Below are 22518 nucleotides of genomic sequence, written 5' to 3'. Positions count from 1 at the left end.
GTTAACTGATGGGCATGGCGGTCGGCAAACGGGTCGGCCACCGCTTCATTGTGCTGGAGGCCCGGCTCATGCCTGTGATTTCAAAGTGGCTCGAACGGATCAGAATTCTGTTCTGGCCGGCTTCAAGGCGCAAGAGCAGTTTGCTTGCGCCGCCCATCATCGCCGAACTCCTTCCTGATGTACCCGGCGGTGAGCCCAATTTGCTCCCCAGCAGTGCCTGGCTCGCCCCCTTGCGGGTCGATTTTCCCATGTGGCAGAACTCCGGGCCTTCGCCGGGCGATCCCGAGTATCTGCGCGTTTACTGGAATGACATGCTGCTGGAGGAGAAGATCTGGACCGAACCTGTGCAGCCCGCCGATCTGTTCAGCATGATCGCGCAGCAATACCTTATCGAAGGCCAGCATCGACTCCGTTATAGCGTCGAGACCGCCAATCAGGTGCAGACCGAATCCGAAACACTGGTCTTTGTCATTGATAAAACGGCACCGGTATTCGAAGACGAAGGGGCGCTGATTTTTCCGGAAGAAATCATCAGTGACGGTCTCACGGCGGCCTGGCTGGACGCTCATGGCGATACCCTGCTGGCCGAGGTGCCTGCCTATTTTTCGCCGAGCCCAGGGGACATCATTACCTGGTACTGGAGCAGCACGCCGACGGGGTCGGAGCACACCGGAACCTTGACGCTTGAAGCGTCCGATATCGGTAGCGCAATCAATATCGCCTTCGGCAGGCAACTGATTCTCGAGAGCGGCGATGGCATTCGTTATGCGTCCTACAGACTGAAGGATCGTTCCGGCAATGCCGGGCCTCGGGCGCTGGCTGTTTCACTGCTGGTGTGCGCTCAGCCAGTCCCGCGTGTGTTACCGCCCCCGAGGGTTCAGGAGGCCACAGGCTCGGCAAGCGCCAGCAGGCTTGATCCGATAGATGCCTTTCAGGGCACGACGGTATCGATACCTGAGGATGCAGTGATCTTTCCTGGTGAGACCGTCCGCGTTCAATGGGCCGAGCCAGGCAGTGTGGGCTCCTTTCTTACGGAAATCGCAGACTCGAGACTGTTCAGCATTCCTCCGACACAAGTTGCCCAGCATTTCGGCAAGTCAATCCCGGTGTACTACGAGGTGTTCGAAAAAAGCTCCGACTCACCGCATATTTCCGACCGGCATACGCTGAGTATCATGGGCATGACAGGCTTTCCAGTCGTGCAATGTGACAAAGTATCCGGGGGGCGTCTGAGCCTGCATGACATTGCCGAGGGCGGGTACGCACGGTTCACGCTCGACAGTTGGTCATTCATGGGCACTGACCAGTTTGTCAGCGTCGAGGTGCATGGCTTAAGCAGCGCTGATAATGCTTTGCTAGTGGTCAGCGTGCTCGACGAGCACCCGGTGCCGGTAGTGGACGATGAAATCGATGCCGGTCACATCAGCAAAACGGATTTGAACAGATTTATGATCGGCACTCAGCTGGATGTACGAGTGCGGGTGAGTTTCGATCAGACGCTCTCCTGGCAGCCTTTCCCTTCACTGAGAGCGACGTTGTACGCCTGAGAAGGTCATGGACCGCCAGGTCGGCAGTCCACGGTGCAGTGCTACTTGTAGGTCATCGTGAAGCTGAGTGCCCCTTTGGCCTTGCCCGGCCGGATCGCGCTGCTGGCCTGAGTCTGATAGAAGCGGGCGTAGAAGTTCAGCACAACGTTGCCGGGTGTGATCGCAATCAGCGGCACTTCGGTCTGTAGCTCCATGGGCGTAACGCCGTCACCTTTTAGGACCTGAATCCCCATGCCCTTGGCGTCCGAATCACTGGTCAGGCTGAAAACCCCGCTGCCGACTGGGCCCTCGGGAACCGAGCCTTCGACACCATCGAGTTGGATATGCGCCGTTGCCACGAAGCCTGAGCCCATGTCGGTCTCGCAGTTACTCAACGCAATACTGAACGGCACCGCCGGCGTGGTGAAGCCGGGACCGGTGAAGTCAGTGCTGTCCCACTCACCCAACTGCACCGGGTGGGCACTGACCGGATCTGCACCGACGCTGCACTGTGCCTGAAGTATTGTGCCGTTTAGCCCGAACTTCATGATCTTGCCAAGCGTCGTCACGCTTCCGGAGAACAGTTCACTGCCATTGAGCACATTGGGTCCGGGAGGAATCGGCCCGGTCTTGACCAGCGTGAGGTAGTTGTTCAGATGAAGGAAACGCAGGCTCGTGAGCATTTTCTGGTGGTCGTTGATGCCGATGAATGGAACAGAGGCGCTGCCACCTACAGGCGTGAAGCAATTGTTGCAGTTCCTGTCATACGGATACTCCAGTCTTACCCGCACCCCGACGCCCGGAATATTGGTTTGCAGTATCTTGCCGGTGAGGTCTTCCCCGTTTATAGGCTCCACTGTGCCCGAAAATATCGGAGCCGTTGCCGTAGCGTTGAATTCCAGAAGAGCCGTTCCATCATTTTTGCAGGCCGCCTCCAGGCCAGCCTGGTCTGTTGTGGCGTGAAGCATATCGATGCTGCCGATAAAGGTGCCCACTGCAGCGTCTTTTGGGACGTATAGCGTGCCGATGTCGCGCCGGTAATCCTTTATTCCCGGAGAGGAAACCCAGTAGCAATCGTTGCTGGGGGTGTCGTCCTGTACGTCGGAATAAGCCGCAGCGCTATAGCTGGCCCCCAACAGGATCAGACTGGGGAGCAGGGCATTCAATGCAGTGTTCATGGGGTGATTCCTGAAATAACAATGTCGCGAATGGCTCAGACCTGATGTCACTGGGCGCACGTCATGTCTTGCATTCGATAGCCCTTGGTCAGAGGCATGCCGGCGGGGTCGATGTGCAGGCGGCACTGCGGGTCGATTTTCTCTCCCCAGTGGACATCGAGGGTTTGCGCCTGCATGCCGGTGGACAACAACACCTGCCCGCCCTGGCCTGCGATGCCCAGGATGTTGCCCTGCGCGTCGCTGACCTGGGCGCCGAATGGCAGCGGCTTGCCACTTTGAGTGGTCGCATTGATGACCAGGCGTGTCACCGTGCGCGCAGCGAAGGTGGTCTTGATCACCGCCCCCCTGGCAGGCACCACTTGAGTACTGGCGTTATCGATTTCCACCTCGGGGCCCAACTGGTCGGTTTGCAAGGCGATCGGGTTGTAACGGTAGGGGCGCAGATAGGGCATCAATGCGTAGCCGCGGCTATTGGTCCTGACTCCGGTCGCGTTCTGTATGCCAACGCCTGGTGTATCGGGCACTTCGACCAGGGCGATGGTGTCGCCCAGATTCGGGCCAAACTCGATGCCGTCGGCGTGCAGCAACAAGGCGCCGCTGGCATTGACTGATGTACTTCGATAATCATTGCCTTGGGTCACACCGGCGCCAAGGCTGGCAAAGGGCGCCTGATAACCGGCCGCAAGGCTGGCACTTTGCTGCTTTCCATCATCGTTGCTCAGGCTGGCGTGATAATTGACCCGGTTTTCGTAGAGGCTGCCGCTCAGGCTGCCCCGTTGACTGTGGCGATTGGCGCTGTTCTGCAGGTCGAATGTGGCATTACTCGAATGGCCGGTGTCGAGGGGCATCGAGATGCTCAGGCCGAACTGCCGGTCGTTGCCGCGGTTACTGGCTACGCTCAGCGACTGTGAGGCGTAGAAGTTATAGGTGATCCCGGCACGATGGGTGTTGAAGTTGAATTGAAATTGGCGCTGCTCGATATCGCTGCCCCAGTAATCCTGTTGCGACAGCGTCAGACCCACGCTGCTGCGTGCGCCGATTCTCTGATGAACCGAAGCCTCCAGGCGACTTCTGCGGCTGCCTGTGAACGTATCGTCGTCGCTGCGCTGACTGACGGCTTCGTCGAAATCCCGATAGCCTTCGGTGGAGTAGCGGTAACCTGCGAAGCGCAGATTGGTATGGGTCGTGAACGCCTTGCCGTACTTGATGGCGTAACTCATGCCCTGCACGCTGGACTGACCGGGCTGATCGATGCTGGCGCGTGACCGGGTTACATCGAACGCCATCGCTCCCAGGACGCCCATGTCTCGTGACACGCCCAGCGCAGCGGCATGGTAGAAGTCGCTGGTCATCAGTCCGCCATAAAGTGTCGAGTTCCAGCCTGTTCCAACGGCCAGCGTTCCTTGCCATAACCAGGGATGCTCGGTGGCGTAGGCGCCGTTGAAGCGGCCCAAGGCTGCGCTGTATTTCCAGACGCCTTCGCGCAACAGGTTACTCATGGTCGAGTAAGGTTGGGTAAAACGCCGTACCTGCCCATCGGCCTCGGTCAGCACGATCTCCAGTTCGCCGCTGCCTGCAGTGTTCAGGTCATCTATTTCATAGGGGCCGGCACTGACATACGTGGAGTAGATCGGGTAGCCGTTCTGCAGAACTTCCAGTTTGGCCCTGCTTTGCGCAACGCCACGAATCACAGGTGCGTAACCCTGCAGGGAATCGGGGAGCATCTCCTGATCGGTTTTGATCAACCCGCCTTTGATCGGCATGCTCCGGAAGACATCGCCGCCGGTGTAGGTTTCACCGAGGGTCAGGTTGGCGTGCGTGCCGGGCAGGTCGCGCTGTGCATAAGCGTAGGCTCTGGTCCACTCGCGATGTCCCTGTGCATCCTGACGCACGCTTTGATTGCTGCGTAACCGCCATGACCCCAGGTTGATACCGGTGTTGAGGTACAGGTCTGCACTGCTGCTGGTGCCTGTCTCCCTGTGGGTGGTCTGTTGCGCCGAGGTCTGGTAATTGATGAAGGCGGCGTTGATGCCGTAATCCCAAAGCGCGGGCTCCACTCGCCCGTTGGCATCGCGGCGCATGGCGATCTGCGGTATTGAGATCGACAGTTGCAGTCTGCCTCCGTCCAGTACGACCCTGGCGTCCGGAATCAATTGCCCCAGCGCGACACAAGCGACTTGCAACAAGGCCGGGTCGGCCAGACTGTCGAGGCGTACGCCGATCTGCTCCAGCAATTCTCGCGACAGGCAGGGCAGCAGGCCGTTGCCGTGCGGGTCAGCATCGAAACGGATCTGCCGTTGGCCGAAATAGCGCATATTGACGTGGATTTCTACCCAATGATCGCCTGGCCCGAGGCTTTCTACAACTGACAACTGGTTCAGCACGCTGGCCGCGGCCTCACTGTCATAGTCCTGGCCCTGACGCAGGAAGCCGGACTGGAAGTTGACAGGGGGTGCCGCCTTGGTCAGTTCCAGCGGTACGGTAACGCTGCCGCACACAATCAACACCTGCATAAAGCGCAGGCGCACTGGTATGAACCCGGAATCGGGTAATAGGGTCATGTTCAATGTCCTGGGGATGAAACGGGCCAGCGCTGTTTCAGTCAGTCAGCGTGGCTGTAGCGGTCAGCGGCTTGCTGTAGCCGCCGTAATCGTTGATCGCGGAAAACACCACCTGCAGGCCCGGTACCGCTTTCGTTTCACTGAGCTCGTAATGGCGAGAGCTGAACGGGCCAAGCATGGCGACTTCCTTGACCTTTTCAGTTCTGCCACCGCCGGAGACGTCGAGTCGAATGAACGACACGTGAAAGGGCGTCGGATTCATCGCGGTCAGTTCTGCCTTGCCCGCAATCTGCCTGACCGACCATTGCAGGTCCTTGAGGCGGGCAATGGGGTTGTCAGTCAGCAGAGCCGGGCGATAAAACAGTTTGATACGGGTACGCAGGGCAATATTCAGTACATTGCCCTGCGAAGGGTCGGCTTGAGGTATTTCCTGCACGTTGAAGTAGAACAATGATTCACGATCGGAGGGCAGGTCGTGGGGCAGGCCGTTGATCTGTACCTGCTGTTCCTTGCCTGGGTTAAGGCGGAAAAGTGGAGGCGAAGGTGCGAACGGAACGACGGTGACAGTATCGTCTGCCTCCGTATTTACCCAGGTCTGTACCGCGAACGGGCGATCACTGGGGTTGGATATGACCACCGACGTACTGCGCTTGTCGCCGTCGAACACGATGCGAGTTGCGTTGACGGTCAATGCTGCCTGGCTGGCGGGTATATAAGCTGCGCACATGAATAACAGCATGCACCCCGCGATAGCAGGTGGTTTAAAAGCCTGTTGGCAAATCATGGAAAGTTACCTTGTACGTTCAGATCCGAAACGAACCTGAACGTATTGAAGATGCTTCACGTGAAAAGGCTATTGATCCTTACACGGTGAGCGAATGGGTCGATGTATCAGTTAATCGCGACAACAAACTGTACATCTGCCGAAGCGGCGCCGGCTTGTACGGTAGACGCTGTCGAACGGTAGTAGGCGTTGAACACCATGTCGGTGATACCGCCCTCAACCAGTGTATAAGGCGCCGATTGGCCGCCTGGTTTGATGGACGTCAAGGTCTGGTCCTTGATGACAATCGCAACGCCCTTTGCTCCGTCTTCAGTAGGGGTGACAGCGAAGTAGTCGCCGCTGCTGTCCGCGTTACCGATGAAGGTGACTGTGGCCGCATTCGGGCCGCCGCCCGTCAGGCCGCAACTGCCGTCGTCATTGACGCGCAGGGCAAAGCTCTTGCCAGAGAGTTCCTGACCGATGCCGGTGAAGCGGCTGGCCTCGACAGAGCCCATGTTCACCAGGTTGCCGATAGAGCCATCGCCCGGATTGACCACTTCGATAGGGCACGTGGTGGCGGTGATCTTGCCTTCGAAACGGATGGTGCCGGTGCCGGGGTTGGCGGATACGACAGTGGCACTCAATGTAGTCGCCAGAGCAAGGCCCAGTACGGATAGCATTTTGTTCACGATAAAAACCTTATAAGTATTAACGTTACAAGAGTGGAAATGTAACTATTTATGGTGTCTTGAGAGACCGTTTGTGTTGCGTGTCATGACGGGGCGGGAGTTTACAGCAGAGGCGTTAGTTGCAAAGTCTCTGGAAGGCTTTGTTTAATGGCGGGGGGTGTAGGATATTTCCTAAATTAGTGTCATATTTTAAGTCTTAGGTTTTAATGTTGTTCCGGGTTTTTCGTAAGTCTCCAGTTTTTATTTGAGCAGAAAATGCAAGGGGAAAACGGTAACGGTTGGAGAAGTAAAAAGCGTTGAGTGAAATGCCGCCGACAGCGATGAGCTTTTTATCGGCGGCGGGAAGTTCGGTTCTCTCACCTGCGAATTTGTGTAACCCGGTATACGTACGGTCCGAGTTTGGGAAGCGGTATTGTAAAAGCCGTCCTTAGTGCCAGCAATGAAGGGCCGCTGGATGATGCTTCATTAGTGGTCGATCGCCGGTCGACCCTCGCGTTACGCCCTGTCCTCGGCCGCGGGTTTGGTTGAGGTGGCACAGGCCTTGAGGTGCGCGCTCTTGGAATCAACCCATCCCCGCCCAATCCTCCGGGTACGGCAAGATTCGCTGGAGCAGACCCGCTTCGCGCAGCTGTTCCAGGCGCGGTCGGCAAATCGTCAAGTGCCCTCAGTGACGAGCTCCTCGCTATCCCCTTGCTTCCCTGGCCTAAAGCCTTGGTCCCAGCCTTGATCGCGCTTTTAACCGCACTTTGCAAGAACCCCCCACCGAACTCTAAAGCTCCCCCCGCGTAGGCGAGGTACTGCCCTGCTTGAATTGCTGTATTGTTTCCCGTCGCCGCACCATAAGCACTGGCAACAGTGGATGCCGCACTGAGAGTGGTCCCTGTCGCCAACACTCCGGCTGTAACGTAGGCAGCCGCCTGTGCGCTCATCGATAAACCCAGAACCGTTACAGGGCCCGAGACGGGTGTGGCCAATCCAAGCGTGGCAACTGTCGCGTAGACACCGAGTACGGTGAACACTACGCCAACCGCCACCATGGCCCAGGACGCTATTCCCATGCCCCCCGGCATCTCTGCCGGTATCGCATCCTCATCGGGCCGTCGCAGCCTGCCGCTCTGGGAGCTGGCGTCATGCCCGGTGGGGTCGCGCCAGGCGATGGGATTGCCCAGGCAATAGGTATAGGGGTTGAGCCCGCCTGCGCCAAAGGGGCTCAAGGAGTCGGGGCTGTGAAAACGCATCATGCCGGGGTTGTAGGCTCTGTAGCCATTGCCGAGCAGGTACCAGCCCGTGTCTTTTTCGCATACCTCGCCGTTGAACCCAGCGACGCTGAGCAGCGCGTCATCGCTGTGGCGTTCTCCGTAGGCACTGTATACAGCTGTTCGCAATGTGTTCTGCTGGAGCTCGGCGAGAACGCTCAGGTTTGCATCTGTCAGCAACAGCAGGGTTTCTGCCGATTCTCCGACGGTCTGCTGGCCGACAGGTTGCTCATCGATGTGCAGAAACAGAGTGCGTCGGTTGTCTTGCACCGTGCTGCTCAACTGCTGGTCCTGATAAAAACGCAGTATTTCGCTGTCACTGCCATTGCGGGTGGTGACCAACTGTTCATGGCCGTCGTAAGCGTATGTATTGATCGGCTCCCCCGTCGGTTTCGCCACCCGTGAAAGGCGGCTCTGGCTGTCGTAGTCCAACTGGTTGCCGTGCTCGTCATTGAGTTGATTGCCGTTGGCGTCATAGCGGAACGTCGGATCCGGTGTGCTCCGCGCAGGCCGGTAGGTGATGCCGAGTAACTGGCATCGGTCCCTGGAGTCGGGGTCACCCTCTTTGCCATAGCGGAAGATAGCTGTCTCGGTGCTCTCATCGGCAAATTCGGTATGGTTCAGGGTCATGTTGTCCAGCTCGTCGAAGTTGAACGTCTGCTTGAGTATCGCCCTGCCGGAGGCGTGCACCGGCAATTTACTGCCTGAATAGCTGACGCCGGTCAGACGACTTCGAGCGTCATACCTGAATTCTTCCAGCAGCAGCCTGTTGCCCGCTTCCTGCAGGTGACGGCTTTGCATGAGTCCGTCGGGCTGCCATTGCTGTTCCAGCGTACGTACCGGGTGATCGCCTGCAATCTGCGTCCTGAGCACTTCCTGGCCCTGGTCGTCATACTCCATGCGGGTTATCAGGCTGGTTCCTGCGGCCTGATCGTGGGTTGTCATCTCGCTGGGCTGACCGAGTGGGTCATACATGATGGTTACCTTCACGTTGCCCTGGACGACGCTTTTAAGCTGGCCGAACCCGTCGTACCTGTAAGTCGTTTCTACACCTTTGACGCGATGCTTTACGCCGCCTTTGAGCCGGCCTTTGACGACGCCTTTCCCCGGGCTTTTGACTTCTTTCTGTTCGACATCGGTGCGAGACATCGTGCGGCCCTGCAAGGATGTCCGATACTGGGTTATCCAGGTCCGGTCTTGTCGATCTTTCCAGGTCTCTTTGGTCAACTGGTTGTGCGCGTCATAAGCGTAACCGCGCTTACCCTGCTGATTGGTGGCAGAGGTCAGGCGGGCGCTGACCTTGTCATAGCCAAACCCGGCGGTTTCATCCGGTGCGGTACTGGAGACGATCTGGTCGGTGAGTGCCAGGTTGTAGGTGTAGGTGATGTCGTCACCCTTGGCCGTTTTGCGTGTTTTGACCTGCCGGTGACCGTCCTCATACTCGTAACGCTCGATACGTTGCCCAGCCTGGGCCAGTGTCAGACGCCCGAGCCCGTCGAACGTCTGTTTACCTGCCGGAGTTTTGGTAATACCGTCCGGATGAATCATCTCCAGGCCAATCGGCAGCTCGGTGTTGCTGTGCGGTGCATAATCACGGCGTGCCACGCTGCTATCTGGCAAGCGTGTGCTGACCATGCGCGACCAGGCGTCATAACTGAACTGCGTTTTGTGGTCTGACTCGTCGGTCTGTTCAGTGCAGCGTCCCAGTCCGTCGTAGAGAAAGCTTTGTGAGCCAAGGTCCATCCCAGCTGCGTTCTGGCTCTTGATCCTGACCGGCTTACCGAACATGTTCAGCCAGGTCTCGCTGCGGCCACTGATCAGAGGCTCTGCTTCACCGCTTTGCACCCAGCGCCTCTGAATAGGACCATCATGTTCTTCATTGCCAATGGGGTCGTAGTACTGGTGGGTCTGCACGCCTTGATCAGTGGTAATGACAGACTGGCCGTTCCAGTCGTCGTAGGTGTACGTGTTACGCGTGGTGAACCGTTGTTGGTTGTCGAACCAGTCGTAATCCGTTTCGTATTGCACGTTGTTCCAGGCGTTGTAGTGCGCGGTATGGATCATGTGCATCGCGTGCGGATTATTGCTGTCGATGTGGTCCCTTTCTTCGAGTATTGCCCGGCCCAGACCGTCCATGACAGAACGGGTCTTGACCTTGCGGGCATCGACCAGCACTTGTTCTGCCTGCTGCGCCGGAGCGGAACACAAGGTGTACAGGTACTCGCGACTGGCTTCATGGCCGGCAGTCGAATTTGGTGCGATCGTTTCTTTGATCAGCCGGTTGAGCGCGTCATGGATATAGCGGGTCTCCACGCCTTCTTCCAGGGTCAGCAGCACCTGGCCTGTCAACAATGACCGCTGTTGCTGCTTGCTTATGCGGGCGTTGTCGAAACCGATAGTGATGATGTCGATGAGTTGTACCGGGACTTTCAGTTGCTCGCTCTCGCTATTGCTGTACTCGTAGACGGTAACGGTGTCGTTTCCATTCAGGGACTCGATATTTTTCCCGGTTCGACCATGCTGGAAAGGCGCGTCCGGCTGGTTGATGTACTCCAGCAGGATCCTCTGCAGCTCCACAGAGGCTCCATCGCTTTCAAGCTGCAGCAGTGTTTCGCCTTCCGGCACAATCCAGTCGGGTGAGCCGCTGCCGGTCAGTGCGGGCAATATGCGGTAGCGATAACGCGTGGACAGGGTCGGGGCCCCGGGTTGCGACGACAGGGCGGGCTTGAACACTTTTTCTTTCAGTCGGGAGACAAACCCTTCCGCATCGGCCGGGCAACCATCGTCACCTCCGGCCGGGTACCAGCTGCTGATTTCTGCCATCCCGTCAGCTCGTGTATGCACCAGCAGATTGCCGTAGCTGTCATAGGTATCGGTGACGGTCTCTGTGCGGGTCCGCTCAGGCTCGTCGAGCCGTTGCCAGCGGGTGGTGACCTTGCTGGGTAGCTGACAATCGTTGGGCTGTCTGGAGTAATGCTCGCCCTGCAGGATGTTGTAGGCGGTCGTGACCGTTTGCTGATTTTCCTTCTGGGTGGTGACTTCAATGGTCTGCAGGTGGAAGCGGTTGAAGGTCCGCTCTATGCTGCGCACGGCCTTGTTGTCGACCCACAGGCTTTCGGTGCAGACATAGTCGTAGTCCTGCAAATATTTATAGAGGTTGTCCAGGCCGTTGTCTTCCCAGGCGATGGGCAACCCTGCACCGAGAAAATTTCGTGAGCGTTGCTGGCCGTCCTTGTAGGTATATCGCACATCGAGCTTTGCTAGCTTGAGACCGGGATCGATGACGTGTCTTGTCACTCTGGGTATGGGTAGGCGAGCGGCGCTGGATGGAAACGTATGGCCCTCGTCCTGGTAGTAAACGTCTTCGCTGCTTCCTGTAGGTGTCTCTACATGCTTGACGCATAACTGATTGCCATTCTCCAGGCCATATTCGAAGCGCCAGGACGCATTATTGTCGGTGGGCAGGGTGATGCGCGACACGCGTTTGTCGCTGCCGGCAAGGGTCATTAAGAAGCGTGCCAGCGGAGTGCCGCCGGTGCCGGCATGCGGGTGCAGGTTCAGCTCGACGGAGGTGCTGCTGCGTGCGATTTCCAGCAACGTCTGACCCAGGTCGTCAGTGATCGACTCAAGCCTGTAGGTGCTGCTGTTGAACGCCGTGTGTTTGAGCGCAATGCTGTGCCCCGACGGCGCGATGATTTTTACCGCCCAGGCCATTTTTTTATTGCCGCTGCTGTGCAGTCTAAGGATTTCCACCAGACCTGATTTATGCACCACCCGGTAAGACTCTTGGTCCAGCTTGTAGAAGTGGAAGGTGTCGAGTTTCTTCTCCGTCATCGTCAGCTGACCGGTGCTGCTGGTGCCGTCGACCCGGAAGGTCTCGCCCGTGCTGAGGGACAGGATCTGAGTGGCAGGATCGTATTGTGACAACTGCAGGTTCCAGCCCAGGCCATAGCCACTGTCCAGCGTATTGAGCTGGCTGTAGGACATGTCGAGTCGGAACCCTGGCCCGCGCAGGTCATTGCTTTGCAGATCGGGCATGCTGATCGATATGTTGTACAGCCCGGTGCGTGGGTCAACGCCGCTTTTCAGACAACTCATGAAATTGAGCGCGTTGGAGTGCACGGAAGTAGAAGCAGCCATGGAGCGGACCTCGCTGATTGATGCGTGACAAGCGCAGCGGTGTCTGACGATTGTGCAGTCCTTGCGCTCTGGTCAATGACGACCCCCAAGCCTGAACACCTTGGGCGTCGGTGTGGCGGGAGGTCTTGCCTAACCCTAACAGTCCGTACCCGGGCAACAACCTAGCAGTAGTGCTAGTGGGCAATTGATGTGCACCGGCGTAAAAAAAATCCTATCCGCATCCTCAGGGGCAACCCTTGCGATATACCCATTTCAGGCGGAAACGAAAAAGGAGTCTCACTCATGGCGCTGGATCTTCCCGCCCCCAAGGTGCCCGACCTGCAGCCCGGGAACTACCTCGATCTGGAACAGTTGGGCAGTGCCGACCTGATTACCTGGATCAACTACCCAGGCATCAAGAACGGCGATCGGTTCTGGCCCAACTGGCGAGGTTGCGGCGCTCTGGGCGCAGTGGAGGACTATATCAACGATTTGATCGAGGTCGTGGGATTGCAGCCTGAAGGCATGCCCGTGTTGATTATTAATCCGTTGCTGGTGAGGCTTGATAAGGGGTGGGTGTTTTACTCCTACATAGTCGATGGTCGCCCCGATGAATCCCTGCGTCTGTTCTTCTATGTCGGTAAACCGCCGTCAACGGCCGCCGGGCTGGGGGTGCCGCAATGCAGGGAGTCTCACGATCTGAAGCTTGATCCCGACCTGCTGTGGGAAGTCGATGAGGTGCTGATCGTAACGCCGCCGTATCTGGCCATGCGCGAGGGCGACAGGGTGACCCTCACGCTGGATCTTTATTTCGCTGAAGGCGAGTACTTGAACCCTCTGTTCTTTTCCCAGGTATTGACACTGAAAGAGGTGGGCCAGCCTTTGCAGTGGCCGATAGAACCCAGCGAGTTTGTCGCAATTGGAAATGGCTTCGCTCTGATGAGCTACTGCATCGAGTATGCCGATTCCACATCGACAACGGCTTCGGTCACCCAGTCTCTGGCCATCGTCGCACCCTCAGCGGCGTTATTGCCCGCCTTGACCATCAAGGATTTCAGCGGCGGCTCACTGGACCCGGAGGCCTTTCCTGACGGCATCACCCTGCTGATCGACCCTTTCGGCATTCAGATCGATGACGATGTCGTGGTTTACGTCTCCAGCGGCAATCGGCTGGTGCAGACCCTCAGGGCTGACCTCTCTAATCTCGACAGTGGCGTACTGCAGTTCTCGCTGACTCAGGCCTGGCTTTATGCCAATAACGACAAGGAAATCGAGCTGGTGTACCAGTACGCGCGACCCGGCCATGCAGCCAGCTCGTTGCCGCGCAAGGTCATTCTGCGTCGGCCACTCAATCTACCGGAGCCCATTATCGAAGACGCGACCATTGAAAATCCCGTTGAAGGGGGCGTGAAGGGCTATATCTTTGCCTCGCAGCTGGAGAGTGGGGTGACGATTCGCATACCGAAAGACGCGGTCATCGGCGACGACTCCAGGGTACAGATGTACTGGGATGGTTACGGAAGCACGGGCACCTTTATCGCTGATCCTTCGCCAGACGATTCGCGCCTGTTCCTCATCCCGCCCACAGCGGTCCCGGCCAATATGGGCAAGCGTCTGGCCGTGTATTACAAGGTCGATTCAGCGTCGCAATCGGGCACCTCGAAAGTATTCGATCTGGAAGTCAGAGGCCTGGGCTCCGGTTGGCCTTCCATCCAGATCATGCGCCCACGCGCCACTGATGGCCGGCTCTCGCTCGCTGAGGTATCGCCAGAAGGTGCCGGTCTTGACCTGGCTTCCTGGGTCTACATGGCGCCCGGACAAAGGGTACGAATCAAGGCCATTGGCTTGTTGAAATCGGGATCGGAGCAGACGGTCGGGCTACGTACCGGTGCAGCCGAACCGCTCAGTGAGGCGGAATACGATGCCAGGAAGGTATCGGTGATTATCCCGAGGGATTTTCTGGAAAGTCTGCAAAGAGACAGTCAGACCAACACCGTGAAGGTTGAAGTCAGCTTTGATGAAGGGGCGAATTACACGCAGTTTCCGTCCATCGGTTTCACGGTGCTGGAAGATCTTTTTTTTGGGCCGGCAAGCGGACGCACGACGCGATAGCTACCGGCATGACCCGACACTTGCATGGACGCAATCCTATGACCAATAACACGCTGAACAGCCTGACCGAGTGGATGAAAAACCCCGACAACAATGTTATGTGGGGCTGGGATTCCATCGCCGCAATGGCCCGGGGCAAGGTGAATAACCTGTTGCTTCAGGAATACATCGCGCGATTTTCGTCGAACGCTTATCTGAAGCCTGTGAGCGGAGAGGTGGCACTGAGCGACGGCTTCAGAGAACGTATTCACAATTTTATTCTGGATACGCCCAGGCTGACGTTCTCGAACAATGACCTGGGTCAGTCTCATGCGACATTGACCTGTTCCATTCTGGGCGGAACGCAATTGACGATGAGAAATAACGTCGATAATTGGGAAGCCGACAGAGTGATTCATATCGATGCGCTTCAAGGTCCGAAACTGACACTGGATCTCGCGCTGGAAAAGGTTCCTGGCAGTGTCCAGAGTGATGGGCGGGTGCGGCTCGACCTCAAGGACAGTGACAATTTCATTCTGACCTTCGCGGTTGACAGGGCTGACCGGGTACTCGGCGGAAATTTTTTCAAAGCCCTGTTCACTGCATTGCCGGACGAGGAGCGCGTATGGACGTTGGGCGTGATCAAGCGTGGCACCAATAATCTGATGCACCCCCAGTCCTTCAAACTGCGCACCCAGACCAATCCTGCCGCGCCTCTCGACCCGCAGGCCGCCAACTACGGCGACGGGGCCGTGCTGGTGTTCATTCGCCTGGAAGGCAGTCAGGAAGGCGGCGACATCCCGGTAGAGTACCAATACCTGATACCGGATGATGTGGGTAAAGATTATTCGGCCACGGTGTTGTTCAGTGCGGAGCGTACATTCAAGGCGGCACTGTTCATCGGTGAAGTGACCAGGACCATTGCTTCGATTATTGAAGGCGTGGTGTTCAACACGTTCCATGATGGCTCCGGCCGACCGGTCAAGGCGACGGCCACGTTGGGCAGACTGAAAACGTCCGAAATGAGCAGCCAGAATGTCACGGTTCAAATCGATTTCGTGCCAGTCCAGGCAAATGTCTTCAAAAGCGAGACCTCGCTTGACGCGTTCGGGAAAACACCTTTGTCGGTGGAACTCATTGGCGATGGCATGGTGGAACTGACCTGGAAGCCCACAGCGACCCCCAGCGTAGTACTTACGTTGCCAGGCGGTGTGCTGCTACTGGTCATGAGCAAGGTCATCACGGTTGAGATACGGTGCATTTATAACTTCGCCGAAGAAAACAACGACCTCGTTCTGATCCCCAGTCTCACGATAAGTACCACCAGCAGCGAACCGACTGTCGCAGAGAACGATCCACCAGTATGGAGCCTCTCATTAGCTTCCTTGATATATAGGGTAAAGAACAATTTCGAGACGCTGGATACGCAGCCGTTCGAGTCCGACATCAGGGCCGTACTGGAAGGCAAACTCGCTACTCGTGTGCCGATCAGCTCGTTTATCCGGGACAGTATCGACCTCAATTTCAACGAAGCCATTGTGCCTGACGTACTGCGTGCGCCCAGAGACATTGCCGTCTTCGGCCGTATCAACAGTTCCGGGGCCGACTTTGTCGTCAGCCCGGCGGAGCATCTGATGGTCGTCGACAGTTCCACCACGTTTGCCATTCAACCACCGGGTGCGAATGTGAGGTGGACTTCCGAACTTCTGCAGGGTGATGTACAGAACTACGGCGCCATCAACAACTCCGGCAGGTACTACGCGCCAGAAACATCTCTAACCGAGCTTCCATTCACACGTGTTCGGGTGACGGCCACTGACACCGACTCGAACTATCAAAGTTCGGCTCTGGTCACGATCGTGACCAATCCGATCACTCTCAATCCGTTGATCCAGGTGTGTGACGCCAGGGCGACGGTGGAGCTGGAGGCAGGTTCGCTCGGCACAGAGGAAATGGACTGGTCGATCAAGGATCCGGTGACTGGCGAAAGCGGTGTTCTGGAGCCCAGCGCACTGGCTGATGGTGATCACCGTTATGTCGCAGCATCAAAAGTGCCCGGCAAAACCTACGTATTGGATCAGATCGTCGTGACCAGCGGGCAGGCGAGTGTTTCTTCGTGGGTACTGGTAAAGCATCAGACACCCCCGTTAACCGTGAAAGTCGTCAACACCGTAAAGGTTTCGGAAGTTCTGGACGTGGTGAGAACATTAAAAGTTTTAAGGGGTGTGAAAGGCACGAAAGGCCCAAAAGTTGTGACCCTCTGGAAGCGCGTGAACGCTGTGAACATTCGCGCCGATCAGGTTCAACTGGAAGCGTTTGCCAATGGCGTTCCGATGCCAGACACCCGGTGGAGAGTCGGTGTCGGGGGCGGGAACGTCCTTAACGGCCTGTACACCCCCGACGTACCTTCGACTGACCGGTTTGTGCTGATCTTTGTCGAGGCCCCGCATTCAGTCTTTGGCATCATAGAAGGGCATATCATATTGCCGCTGCCGCTGGACGGGTTTGCCGAAGATCTGGAATTGATGAAAGACAAAAAAGTACAGACGTCATAACCGAGCGTACGTCGGTCTTATGTTTATCTACATCACAGGAGGTGATGTCATGGCTGGTTATTCAGCGGAAAGTCTGCTGGCATGGATGAAAAATACCACGCGTCTGAGAGGTTGGGACGCGATCATTGCTCTGGATGGCGACAAGGTCAACGAGCTGCTTGACCACCTTTACCAGAAGAGTGTGGCTCAGGGGCTGTCGCGTCCGGTGCCGGACGGAAGTGTCGCGATTCCCGATACGCATGACTCTCACTTTTTCTCGGGCTGTGTTCTCGGTGCGCCAACCTTGTCGTTCAAACACAGTGCCCTGGAGCATTCCCTGCTGGCCTGGCGCATTTCAGTAATCGCCGGTTTGCATACCGTGCTGGAGAACGTTCAAGGACAGCACAATGTTCACAGAATCGCTACCTACGATCCGCTGAACGCGTCGCACCTGGATTTTGATCTGCAAATGAGCAGTCAGAGCGCGGATCTGGTTGTGGATCTTGGTCTGGCTGAAAACCTTACGCTGGATTTTCCGGGCGGGACTACCGAACAAAGCAAGGTCGGCGAGTTTTTTCAGGGTTGGTTGATCAACCCGGAAAATCCGCAGCAGCTGTTCAGGTTGGGCATTTTCAACGAGCAGAGCAACGAATTGCTTAACGTACGCAGAATTGATGTGCGCTCGCAGCTTGAAAGCTCCGATGCCACATCGGTGCATAAAAAAGGCGCCTTGTTACTGTTCACGACCATGGAGTACGGCGTCAGTGGCGGGATTCCGGGTGACGAGTCCGACTTCCGTTACCTGATTCCCAACGATGCTCAGCTTTCGTATTCGGCGACCGCCGTGTTTTCCTCCCACGCGTTGCACCGTGCTGCCTTTGGCCATGCGGTGATGCAAATGCTCCAGGCACCCGACTTCAGCTTCATCGTTTCGGAGGATAAACCGCTGCAGCGGATGGTCGCCCGGGCCGGCACGTTTGCAGTTCCTGCTGGAGACTATCGAAGTGCGGAATATGTCTTCGAATCGGAGCCTTTCAGTGTCCAGGCCTTCAACACCCAGCATCCCCTGACCATTGATTTCGAGTACACCCAGACCATACAGACCTGGGAGTTCCCCTGCACGCTGGGCTTTCGCTACAGGGCGCTGGACAGCGATCAATGGCAATCGCACAACGCTACGTTCAACATCAGCCTCAAGCATGAGTTTCATCTGATTGAAAGTGAGTCAGATGATCAGGCAATGGAAGGGCAACTTTATGCGCCTTATCTGTTCGATCATGAAGTCAGCGCCATGCCTGGAACGCTGGACAACCTGAGTGCCGGGGAACTGGAGCAGATCAACGGTTTCGTGGCCTACACCGTTAAACACGCACTGTTGCAAGGGTTGAGCAAAACCCTGGATGCAACCGGCGCCGAGCGTTTTCTGGGCGGCTGGTTATTGCCTGACGAGCAAGCACTGCACCCTTTACTCAAAAGTCTGCCTTATGACCTGGCGGTGTTCGGTCGTATTGAGCCCGGTGCGTCCACATTCAATATCGCCGAACAAAAGGCATTGATCGGCACGGGAGAAACGCTGCAATTTACCACCCGGCCTGTGCGCGAAGGCCTCATCTGGTCCCGGACGAATGCAGCGGACGGCGATACTGAAGGTCCGGGAGAAATTGATACGCAAGGCATGTATACGGCTCCTGCAGCGCTGCCCGTGAGGCAGGGTTTTCAACGCGTATTGATCAAGGCAACGGACCCGGTGTCTGGACATTGCAGTACGGCATTGTTGACGGTGATGGCCAGCAGCGTCAGCGTCAGCCCGTTGATTCAGGTGTGTAATTACGGTGAACGGATAGCGCTCTCAGCACGCAGTTCGCGCACAACTCCCCTGAAATGGACCGTGGTCGATCCGGTGCCCGGACAAAGCGGGACGCTTGAGGATGGCATTGATGCGCCGCATGAGAAGTTTTACATCGCCGGCCCAGGGGGCGCTGGGAATACCTATGTTCTGGACACAATAACGGTCAGCGACGATCAGCACACCCAGTCAATCCAGGTACTGGTTCTTCGCCACTCACCGATGCTGCCCATCACGCTGGTTAGCGTCAACGATCAGCGTGCCGAGCTGAAAGTCGTCGTCAACGGCAGAGTCCTCCCGGTTACCTGGAGTTGGAGCGGGCCGGGCTGGATAGATCCCGAGGGTGTGTACAGCAGTGATGCCAACGCACCTGAGCGCTTCGTTGTCGTGTTCGCAGAACTTTTCGATGACACACTTGGCATGATGGCCGGGCACCTGATTCTGCCGCTGCCATTGAGTGACTCGACCGGGGTGCTGCAGGCACTGACCGGGCAGCCAGCGTTGGGTACGGCGGGCACTGCAATGCCTCGTTCATTGAGCGGTATTGTGCAGCGCGCCGGTGCCGGTGCTTTGACCCAGGGCTGGGGAGCCGTCGCAGCGGTCAGTCGCAGCGATCTCAACCGGCATATGGAACAGCAATACATTGAGCGCTATCAGGAACTGGACTTCTTGCCGTTGTTCACCGGCGACATCGTTGTGGATGAGCGACAAGGCGACACTGTTCGTCTGAAGCAGGTCGAACTGGGTGTGCCGGTCCTGTCGTTTCTGCCTGAGTCGCCGGGCTACAGCAGTGTTCTGGTCACGATGCATATCGTGTCTGGCCGCTACAGCGGCCTGCATCAGCCGCAGGGAAGCGCGACCACCGTGTCCGGCAGCTTCATCATCAGCGAGCCGATGGGCTTCAGGCTGGCGATGACGGTTGACCTCTTCGTGGGTGAGGAGGGCCATGTGCTGCTCGATCTGGCGGGCGGGGCGGGCGTTACCTGTAATCTGGGGGGCATCGATGCTGTGATCAATCAGCGACTGGCAGATTTTTTTGCTCAGGAGCTCAAGCAGACCGCACTTCATCGCCGGGTTTTCTCAGTGCTGCAGGCACAGCTCAATCGCTACCACGTTCAGACGCCAGGCAGCTTGCGGCTTCTTGCCCGCGCCGCGCCGCGTTCAAGCGATGCGCGCATGGAAAGTGCGGGGGATGGCGCGCTTATGCTGTTCATGCACGCACAGGATGGCGAAGGCGAAGGCTTGTTTCCGCCAACAGACGATTTCGTTTATCCAATACCTGATGATCGCGGGGCAGACAATCAGCCAGCATACGGCACGGTGTTGATGCTCGCGCAAAAGACCCTGTCGATGATCGAACGTGAACGCTTGCAGATGCTGGACACCCTGAAGTTCACCGGTGGGCGCGTATTTGAACCGCTTGAGCAGCATCGCGCGCATGACCTGCTGTTGTTTGGCAGCCTTCGTGCAACACAGGCCAGCATTACGCCAATGTTCTCGACCCTGGCGGCCGGGCAGACCCAGCGTTTCGTCCTGCGCAACTCACAAGGCGAAGAAATACCGGCCACCAGTTGGAGTGCGTTAAGCATTCAAAGCCACGTGGCTGCCGGAAGCGGCAGCATCTCTTCCAGCGGCGTTTACACGGCAGCGGATCTTGAGGCGATCGGCCATGACGCGATTCGCGTGGTGATCACCGCCGCCTATCAAGAGTCAGGCGCTGTCGTCAAGGTCTCGGCGCTGGTCAGTGTGGTATCACGGAGCATGGAGTTGGTGCCGCGTGTAACGGTAGTACCGGGAGGGGCTACGCTGCAAACGGTCTCTCTGGCTGCTTCGACGCTTGACGGCAGCCCGGTGAGCTGGACGCTGCTGGGCGCTGAGCTTGGCAGGTTGAGTCAGGCCGACAAGGGCGCGCTCTTCAGTCCGGACGCCAGGTCCGGAAAAAGAGCGCTGGCCGTGCAACAGATAGAGGCGTTGGGCAATGATTATGGCATCGCTACCGTGCTTGTCGCCAATGGGCAACAAATGCTGCGCATCGAGCCGGCTTTCGTCCCCAGAGCACGGCCAATGGTGGCGGTGCAGTTACAGGATGACCGTGCACTGCTGCCCGGTCTTGAGCGACGCTGGAAGGTGGTGGGCGGACCAGGCACGGTCGATCGGCAGGGGCTTTTCATGCCGCCCGACCAGACGCTTGTCGCCAGCAGCGTGGTGAGCTGTGAAGTGGTGAACAACGGGGTGGTTCTTGCGTGTGGCTATAGCGTCATCGAATTGTCTGAAGTGATCGACGAAGGTCGTTGGGAAGAAATGTCGATGTTCACCGTTATGGTCCCCGGCACGTCGTCGGGTGAGCACAGGATGGGTAGTCTGTACCCCAACGGTTATCAGCAGCTCAGGCTGCAGGTCACGACCCAGGTGATGCCGGTGGACGGTGTCGATTACCAGCTGAGCCCCACCGAAATGGCCTCCATGCGTCTGGTAGACAATATCACCGGACAAAACATCGAGTCAGTGCTCCCCACTCTGGACGGCATGCCCGAAGGTGATGACCAGGCTTGGCGCGTGCGTAAACAACATAACCGTTTCGAGTTGTCCGGGGCTGGCGTTTTCGCTGCTGAGTCGGGTCTGGATGTTGCACGGCCAGTCGCCCAGGACTTCTACCTGCATAGTCGGGCAGAACCCGGTTTCAGCGGTGTTTTCTATGCGACCTTTCAGGATGACAACGGCAAGTGGTGGACCTCGGTGCAGTACGAAGAGGTTAACAGCAAGGTCGAAATCAACCCGCGACGTTTGCCCACGTTCGACACCCGCAATTACACCTTCATTCCGAAACGTCTGGATGACAATGGCACAGATCCTTCGGTTGATCCGCCTCCAGAAGGCTCTCCAGATGATCCTTTCGATTTGCACTTCAATACCACCGATTACTGGAAGCTGAATGTCACTAACCCCGATACCCAGCAAGAGGTAAAGTTCGAGACGCTGAAGTTTCTGCCCTCCAGGCCCGGCAGTGACGTGATCAATACCTCGATCATTCTCTGGGAGAGCGAGCAGGCAGCAGAAATAATGTTCAGTTGGACGGGGTTTATCTTCGACGACCCGGCGGTCAAAGGCGATGTGAGCAAGGTGCGCTTTGACGAAGCGCTCAAGGATGTGATGGGGAACGTTCACACGTTGGACATTGACGTCGATACGTCCGTATTCGAGACCGGCAAACTGGTTATCAGCCTGCATCGCCTCCGGGGCCTTACATATATCCCGGAAGGTGATCCCGCCCGCGACAAGTTGATGGGCGTACTGGTAGTCCTGTTGATCGATAAGCAGGGCAATGCCCATAAACGGCGAATCAGTTTTCTGCCCAGCGGCTCCGGCAGGCGCAACCGTATCATGCATACCTTGTATTCGGAAACCCGGCCCCAATGATGCATTGACGCAACAAATTGACAGGGAGTCATCACCATGAATGCGCTGAATAAAACCCTCGCGTACCTGGCTCTTGCGGGGTTGGCAGGCTGTACGTTAGTCCCGTCCCACAGGCCCGTACCCAAGCCCCCGGCAGAGCCGGTTCGTCTCATCATGCTCGCAGAAACCTCCGATGGCGGCGGCAAGAACTGCACCTTTACTGCTCAGGATGACGTGGTGCATCTCAACAAGGGCGATCATGCGTGCACGAACGATCAGATGAGTTATATCAAGCTGGATAACGTGCGCTCAGCCATGAAGATATACCTGGAGTCCAGAGATTGTGATGACGCGGGAGGCTGGGTATTTGGGCTCGAAACCTATATAGATCCCGTTACAACACCCTGGATCTCCATCGACCAGCTCAGAAGCAAGCCGGTCGACAGCATTATCACTCGCGGCGTTATTGTGATCCGGGCGTATGACGGTGATGAAAACATAAAAGGCAAGTTGTCCTGCGTCCGTGTCGATGTCTCGGATTAGTCCTCAGTGCAACCAG

10 protein-coding genes are annotated in these 22518 nt (G+C 57.2%); 5 read left to right on the top strand and 5 right to left on the bottom strand.

The window, feature by feature from the left end:
- The first annotated feature begins 8 nt into the window (after positions 1-8).
- Positions 9-1547: a hypothetical protein gene (locus JOE29_RS14525; RefSeq protein ID WP_057406780.1), complete on the top strand. Its 1539-nt coding sequence runs from the start codon at positions 9-11 to the stop codon at positions 1545-1547.
- Positions 1548-1588: 41 nt separating this feature from the next.
- Here JOE29_RS14525 and JOE29_RS14520 read toward each other — a convergent pair whose 3' ends face one another.
- The 5 genes from JOE29_RS14520 to JOE29_RS14500 form a co-directional block, all read right to left on the bottom strand.
- On the bottom strand, positions 1589-2704 hold the full coding sequence (locus JOE29_RS14520) for a fimbrial protein (protein ID WP_044311584.1): 1116 nt from the start codon (positions 2702-2704) through the stop codon (positions 1589-1591).
- 47 nt (positions 2705-2751) lie between these two features.
- Entirely contained in the window at positions 2752-5265 is a 2514-nt protein-coding gene (locus JOE29_RS14515; RefSeq protein ID WP_044311583.1) for a fimbria/pilus outer membrane usher protein, read from the bottom strand.
- 37 nt (positions 5266-5302) lie between these two features.
- Positions 5303-6049 carry a molecular chaperone gene (locus tag JOE29_RS14510; protein WP_024661392.1) on the bottom strand — a complete coding sequence of 249 codons (747 nt, stop codon included), beginning with the start codon at positions 6047-6049 and terminating at the stop codon, positions 5303-5305.
- Between the two features lie 107 nt (positions 6050-6156).
- Positions 6157-6717 (bottom strand): fimbrial protein, encoded by a 561-nt coding sequence (locus JOE29_RS14505; RefSeq protein ID WP_044311582.1) that lies wholly within the window; start codon positions 6715-6717, stop codon positions 6157-6159.
- A 356-nt stretch (positions 6718-7073) separates the two neighbouring features.
- Positions 7074-12113: an RHS repeat-associated core domain-containing protein gene (locus JOE29_RS14500; protein WP_210079638.1), complete on the bottom strand. Its 5040-nt coding sequence runs from the start codon at positions 12111-12113 to the stop codon at positions 7074-7076.
- A gap of 282 nt (positions 12114-12395) precedes the next feature.
- Here JOE29_RS14500 and JOE29_RS14495 point away from each other — a divergent pair, with 282 nt between their 5' ends.
- Genes JOE29_RS14495 through JOE29_RS14480 form a run of 4 tightly spaced genes read left to right on the top strand, consistent with a single transcriptional unit; the run spans position 12396 to position 22502 of the window.
- Entirely contained in the window at positions 12396-14204 is a 1809-nt protein-coding gene (locus tag JOE29_RS14495; protein ID WP_210079637.1) for a hypothetical protein, read from the top strand.
- A 38-nt stretch (positions 14205-14242) separates the two neighbouring features.
- The gene (locus JOE29_RS14490; RefSeq protein WP_210079636.1) at positions 14243-16738 is read left to right on the top strand and encodes a hypothetical protein; all 2496 of its coding nucleotides are present in this window, start codon (positions 14243-14245) and stop codon (positions 16736-16738) included.
- Between the two features lie 49 nt (positions 16739-16787).
- Positions 16788-21980 (top strand): imidazole glycerol phosphate synthase, encoded by a 5193-nt coding sequence (locus JOE29_RS14485; protein WP_210079635.1) that lies wholly within the window; start codon positions 16788-16790, stop codon positions 21978-21980.
- Between the two features lie 36 nt (positions 21981-22016).
- On the top strand, positions 22017-22502 hold the full coding sequence (locus JOE29_RS14480) for a hypothetical protein (protein ID WP_044311577.1): 486 nt from the start codon (positions 22017-22019) through the stop codon (positions 22500-22502).
- Positions 22503-22518 lie beyond the last annotated feature (16 nt).

The sequence above is a fragment of the Pseudomonas sp. PvP009 genome, from assembly GCF_017832995.1.
In the GTDB taxonomy this organism is placed as follows: Bacteria; Pseudomonadota; Gammaproteobacteria; order Pseudomonadales; family Pseudomonadaceae; genus Aquipseudomonas; species Aquipseudomonas syringae.
Note: the sequence above shows the minus strand (reverse complement) of the source record. Positions and strands in the feature narration are given on the sequence as shown.

Bases quoted from the DNA above. Each gene is read 5' to 3' on its own strand.
- JOE29_RS14525 (WP_057406780.1), top strand. From the start codon at position 9: ATGGGCATGGCGGTCGGCAAACGGGTCGGCCACCGCTTCATTGTGCTG.
- JOE29_RS14520 (WP_044311584.1), bottom strand. From the start codon at position 2,704: ATGAACACTGCATTGAATGCCCTGCTCCCCAGTCTGATCCTGTTGGGG.
- JOE29_RS14515 (WP_044311583.1), bottom strand. From the start codon at position 5,265: ATGACCCTATTACCCGATTCCGGGTTCATACCAGTGCGCCTGCGCTTT.
- JOE29_RS14510 (WP_024661392.1), bottom strand. From the start codon at position 6,049: ATGATTTGCCAACAGGCTTTTAAACCACCTGCTATCGCGGGGTGCATG.
- JOE29_RS14500 (WP_210079638.1), bottom strand. From the start codon at position 12,113: ATGGCTGCTTCTACTTCCGTGCACTCCAACGCGCTCAATTTCATGAGT.
- JOE29_RS14495 (WP_210079637.1), top strand. From the start codon at position 12,396: ATGGCGCTGGATCTTCCCGCCCCCAAGGTGCCCGACCTGCAGCCCGGG.
- JOE29_RS14490 (WP_210079636.1), top strand. From the start codon at position 14,243: ATGACCAATAACACGCTGAACAGCCTGACCGAGTGGATGAAAAACCCC.
- JOE29_RS14485 (WP_210079635.1), top strand. From the start codon at position 16,788: ATGGCTGGTTATTCAGCGGAAAGTCTGCTGGCATGGATGAAAAATACC.
- JOE29_RS14480 (WP_044311577.1), top strand. From the start codon at position 22,017: ATGAATGCGCTGAATAAAACCCTCGCGTACCTGGCTCTTGCGGGGTTG.